At 28.0% G+C, this 5721-nt stretch carries 5 protein-coding genes; all 5 read left to right on the top strand.

From position 1 onward, the window contains the following. The first annotated feature begins 89 nt into the window (after nucleotides 1–89). The 5 genes from KGF50_RS19995 to KGF50_RS19975 all read left to right on the top strand — a co-directional run bounded on the left by KGF50_RS19995 (nucleotide 90) and on the right by KGF50_RS19975 (nucleotide 5545). Nucleotides 90–464: a hypothetical protein gene (locus KGF50_RS19995; protein ID WP_227849683.1), complete on the top strand. Its 375-nt coding sequence runs from the start codon at nucleotides 90–92 to the stop codon at nucleotides 462–464. 332 nt (nucleotides 465–796) lie between these two features. Further along, nucleotides 797–2896, top strand: coding sequence for a class 1b ribonucleoside-diphosphate reductase subunit alpha (gene nrdE / locus KGF50_RS19990; RefSeq protein WP_227849682.1), 2100 nt, complete (start codon nucleotides 797–799; stop codon nucleotides 2894–2896). A gap of 12 nt (nucleotides 2897–2908) precedes the next feature. Further along, nucleotides 2909–3880, top strand: coding sequence for a class 1b ribonucleoside-diphosphate reductase subunit beta (gene nrdF / locus KGF50_RS19985; protein ID WP_227849681.1), 972 nt, complete (start codon nucleotides 2909–2911; stop codon nucleotides 3878–3880). Between the two features lie 84 nt (nucleotides 3881–3964). Continuing rightward, the gene (locus KGF50_RS19980; protein ID WP_227849680.1) at nucleotides 3965–4594 is read left to right on the top strand and encodes a GyrI-like domain-containing protein; all 630 of its coding nucleotides are present in this window, start codon (nucleotides 3965–3967) and stop codon (nucleotides 4592–4594) included. Nucleotides 4595–4645: 51 nt separating this feature from the next. Continuing rightward, nucleotides 4646–5545: a helix-turn-helix transcriptional regulator gene (locus KGF50_RS19975; RefSeq protein ID WP_227849679.1), complete on the top strand. Its 900-nt coding sequence runs from the start codon at nucleotides 4646–4648 to the stop codon at nucleotides 5543–5545. Nucleotides 5546–5721: the final 176 nt, after the last annotated feature.

The raw sequence follows: 5721 nt of genomic DNA, 5'->3' as shown, positions 1-5721 counted from the left end.
GTTTATTATCTCTAGTAACATATAAACATTGAGTAAACATTTTTGTGGTATTATTTAGAAAATAAAACAAGGAAAAGGAGATAATAATTATGAAAAAACAAATTATAGCTTTAGGATTAACAGGATTAATTGGTTTAGGGGGATTTGGATTACTTACAAATAAATCTTTTGCAGATAGCGATAATAAACTCAAAACGAACACAACTGTATCTCAAGGTATTAGTACAACTGATAAAAATAAAGATGCTTTAGGAAAAAAAGATAAGACTATAGAAGATGATGCTAAAATGACTGATACCTATGAGATTAAAGAAAAAGGTGATTCAACTTTAGGAGAAGGTGTTGATAAAAATGACACAGAGAAAGATGTTGTAGTTTATGGAGAAAAGGCGTTAAAAGGAGTCCCAACTTTAGGAGAAGGCGTTAATGAAAATGAGATAGTTAAAGATGTTGTAGTTAAATAATTTATTTTTATTAATATATAGAATACAAGGGTGGAAGCTTATTCCACTCTTTATTTTTTTTATATTTGAGTTAATGAAAAGTTCTTTAAATAAAAATAATATCAGTGATACAATAATAAAAGTTTAGATATAAAAAAATTTGTGTATATACTATATGTAGTATATAATAGATGAAGCACTAACTATATGTAGTGCTTTTGTTTTTGGAAAATACTTATTATGCCATATAATTATAGGTTATTTTTGGAATTTGAACTGATAAATATTAAAAGAAATAATAAGTAAATTAAATGAAATTATAGCACAAGATTATGTTAAAAGGACGGTAAATAATGAATTGGATAGAGCTTAACAATCAAGTGATAATTAAAGATGAACAAGGGAAATATCAACTGGAAAAGGATAAAGAAGCCCTAAGTAGTTACATAGAAGAATTTATAAATCCAAAGTTAAAGAAATTTAATAATCTAGAAGAAAGATTGAAGTATTTAATGGATGAAGGTTATTATTTGCAAGAAGTAATACATAAATATAGCATGGATTTTATCAAAAATATATACAAACTTATTGAAGAACATCAATTTAAGTTTCAGTCATATATGAGTGCAAATAAATTTTATCAAAATTATGCATTAAAAAGTAATGATGGAAAAGAGATATTAGAAACGTATAATGAAAAAGTATTAATTGTAGCCTTAACATTGGGTAATGGGGATGAGAATTTAGCTTCAAACTTGGCAGATAAAATAGTAAAGCAAGAATTTCAACCAGCTACACCTACATTTTTAAATGCTGGAAGAAAGAGAGCAGGAGAAATGGTATCATGTTTTTTACTATCTGTAGAAGACAGCACAGAAGGTATTTCATATGCTATATCTTCATCAAATCATTTATCAAAAATAGGTGGAGGAGTTGCACTAAACCTATCTAAGCTTAGAGCATCCGGTGAATCTATTAAAGATATAGAAGGTGCAGCTGGAGGTGTTGTTGGAGTAGCTAAAATGTTGGAACAATCATTCAGCTATTTTAATCAGATGGGAGCTAGACAAGGTTCTGGTGCAGTTTATCTCACAGTATTTCATCCTGATTTTGAATTATTGATGGATACTAAAAAGATAAATGCTGATGAAAAAATAAGACTTGCTACATTATCGCTGGGAGCTATTATACCTGATAAATTTATGGAGTTAGCAGAAAAAAATGAAGTAGCCTATGCATTTTATCCTCATACTGTGTATAAAAAGTATGGAGTTTACCTTGATGAGATAGAAATGGGTGAGTGGTATGATAGGTTAGTTAATGATGAAGATATAAGAAAAAAAGAAATAAATCCTAGGCAAATGTTGACTAAAATAGCTCAGATGCAACAAGAAAGTGGATATCCATATGTAGTGTACATAGATACAGCCAATAGGGAACATACATTGAAAGAGGTTGGTATGGTAAAAATGTCTAATTTATGCTGTGAAATATTCCAATATCAAACATCTTCAGAAATAGAAGGCTATGGTGGAGAAAATAAATGGGGGCAAGATATAAGTTGTAATCTTGGTTCTTTAAATATAGCAAATGTTATGGACAATAAAACTATAGAAAGTACAGTTGAGACATCAATAAGAGCATTGACATTTGTAGCAGATAAAACGGACATAAAGCCAGTACCAACTGTAAATAATAGTAATAGCAAATCTCATTCAATAGGATTGGGAGCCATGAATTTGCATGGATACTTAGTAAGAGAAAATATTTTATATACTTCAGAGGATGCTGTAGAGTTTTCTAATGTATTTTTTGCAATGATTAGATATTATTCAATTAAAGCATCTATGAAAATAGCTATAGAAAAAAATCAAACTTTTGAAGGGTTTGAAAAATCAGAGTATGCTAAGGGAAGAAAAAGCAAGGTATTATCAAAATACTATGAACAATCTTATCTACCTAAATCAGAAAAGGTAAAAGCATTATTTGAAGGTATTTATATACCAACAAAAGAAGACTGGACAAAATTATTGGATGAGGTCAAAGAAAAAGGTATATATAACGCATATTTAATGGCAGTAGCACCAACTCAAAGCATTAGTTATGTTCAAAATGCAACATCAAGTATAATGCCAATTACTGAGCCAGTAGAAGTAAGAACATATGGAGATTCAACTACAATATATCCAATGCCATTTTTAACTAATGAAAATATGTTGTATTATCAATCGGCATATAGAATGGATATGAGGAAAGTTATAGATTTAGTATCAACAGTTCAACAACATGTTGACCAAGGAATATCAACAACATTGTTTGTTACAGATGAAAAGACAACTAGAGATATAGCTAGACATTACATATATGCATATAAAAAAGGTCTGAAAAGTTTATATTACACAAGAACAAAGATGACAAGAGACACTCATGAGTGTCTAGTATGTTCAGTATAGGGAGAGAAATATATGACATTTAAATTACATAAAACACATGATGCAGTTAATTGGAATAAAGAAGAAGATGGATTTACACAAGCTTTCTGGGAACAAAATGTAAAACAATTTTGGCTTCCTGAAGAAATATCTGTTTCTAAAGATATTAAGGTATGGAATGAATTAGATGATAATGAAAAAGATTTATATAAAAAAGTGTTAGGTGGACTGACATTATTGGATACAAAGCAAGGGAATAATGGGATTCCATCGATGATGAGTTTAACAGAGAATCTTCAAAGAAAAGCAGTTTTATCTTTTATGGGTACTATGGAAGAAATACATGCAAAAAGTTATTCTTCTATATTTATGACTTTACTTTCTAACTCCGAGATAGATGATTTATTTGAATGGATAGAAACAGAGCCAACATTACAACGAAAGGCTGATTTAGTTTTAGCTCAATATGAAAATACTACAAACCAAGAGAATTTATATTTATCAATGGTTACAAGTGTATTTTTGGAGAGTTTCTTGTTCTATTCAGGATTCTTTTACCCATTGTATCTATCTGGTCAAGGAAAAATGGTGGCTAGTGGAGAAATAATATCACTTATTCTTAGAGATGAGTCTTTACATGGTAAATACATAGGGCTTCTTGCACAAGAAATATATAACTCATTTGACAATAATGATAAGAAAAAATTAGAAGATAATATGTATTCTATATTTGATAGTCTTATGGAAAATGAGATAGAGTATACAAATGTAATATATAAAGATAGTGGACTTGAAGAAGAGGTTGTAGATTTTTTGAAATACAATGCAAATAGAGCTTTAGAAAATTTAGGGTTTGAAAGGCTTTATAATGTAAATGCTATCAATCCAATTGTGATAAATGGACTTAGTACCGAAACTAAAACACATGATTTCTTTTCAACTAAAGGTAATGGATACCAAAAAGGGGTCTATGAAGAGTTAGAAGATGAAGATTTTATAATATAATTTATTTTATAAATTGTGACACACTGTTGTCACTTTTATCATGATAATATCAATGTATAAAATAAATATACGGAGGTATTTTTTATGAAATATGAATGGAGAAAAAAAGATAAGAAGTTATATTTACCTAATGAGAATCCTGTAATAGTTGAAGTTCCAGAACAGAAATTTATTATGATAAAAGGAAAAGGAAACCCAAATGATAAAGAATTTAGTGATGCAATTGGAGTTCTATACTCTTTAGCATATGCAATAAAAACTATGCCTAAAAAGGGGATTGTACCAGAAGGTTATTTTGATTATACGGTTTTTCCTTTAGAGGCTCTATGGGATAAAACAGGAGAGAGTAAATGTTCAAGTACACTTATTAAGGAAGAATTGATTTATACTATAATGATACGTCAACCAGATTTTGTTACACAAGATTTATTAAGTAAAGCAATTGAGATAGTAAAAAAGAAAAAGCCACATAATCTGATTGAAAATGTTGAATTTGGGATTATTAATGATGGATTATGCGTTCAAATGCTTCATAAAGGTTCATATGATAATGAACCAGAAAGTTTTAATATTATGAATGAATTTTGCAAGAAAAATAAGTTTATAAGAAAATCTGATGTACATCGTGAAATATATATAACTAATGAAAGTAAAGTATCAAATGTTGATTTGTTGAAGACTGTTTTGCGTTTTGAAGTAAAAAAAGAGATGTAAGTATATATATTGCTTTATTGTTATATTATAATAAAGTAATGAGGTGATTATATGAAAAGTAATAGATTATTTGAAATTATTTATATCCTGTTAGGTAAGAAAAAAATAACTGCAACAGAATTAGCTGAACATTTTGAAGTATCTAGACGGACTATTTGTAGAGATATTGAAATATTGTCTTCTTCTGGGATTCCAATTTATACTGACAAAGGTAGAAATGGTGGTATAGGTATTTTAGATAATTTTACTTTTAATAAATCTATTTTATCTGAACAAGAGCAGAAAGAAATTTTAGCTTCACTGGAGAGTTTAAATGCACTTAAGTATCCAGACATTGATTCTACATTGGCAAAACTTAAACCTTTATTCTGTAAATCAGATACAAGTTGGATAAGTGTTGATTTTTCTCATTGGGGTAGTGATGATAGAGAAAAAGATAAATTTGTGAAAATAAAATCTGCTATATTAGATTGTAATATTATAACTTTTGAATATATAGACACTTATGGAAAAATAAGCTCGCGTTGTGTAGAGCCACTTATGATTTGGTTTAAAGAAAAATCATGGTATCTTAAAGCATATTGTCGTAAAAAAAATGATTATAGAATTTTTAAAATTATAAGGATGAGAAATATCTGCGTTTGCGAGCAGACATTTCTAAGGAGTATGCCAACAGAAGCAGGAGAAATAAAAGAAAGCGAATATAAAAATATCACTTTAAAATTGAAAGTTTCTAAAGATATAGCATATAGAGTATATGACGAATTTGATATTGACAATATATCAGATGATAACGATGGAAATTTTATAGTGACTGTACAATATCCAAAAAACGACTGGATTTATGGATATATACTTTCTTTTGGAAAGAATATTGAAGTATTAGAGCCAATAGATGTTAGAGATAAGATTTTACAGATTATTGATGATATTAAAATAAAATATTTGTGACTATTGTAAAAAGTGAAGTATTAATTATACTTCACTTTTTTAGTACAATAGTAAAGTATAATTTAGTTTTTTTTATCATATTCTTATTTTACTTACATAGAATTAATATCAAATTATCTATACTAATTATATATATGTCACTACAAGCAGATTAATAGTAATATGCATATTTTATT

The organism is Clostridioides sp. ZZV15-6598 (assembly GCF_020657705.1).
GTDB classification, from domain to species: Bacteria; Bacillota; Clostridia; order Peptostreptococcales; family Peptostreptococcaceae; genus Clostridioides; species Clostridioides difficile_F.
Note: the sequence above shows the minus strand (reverse complement) of the source record. Positions and strands in the feature narration are given on the sequence as shown.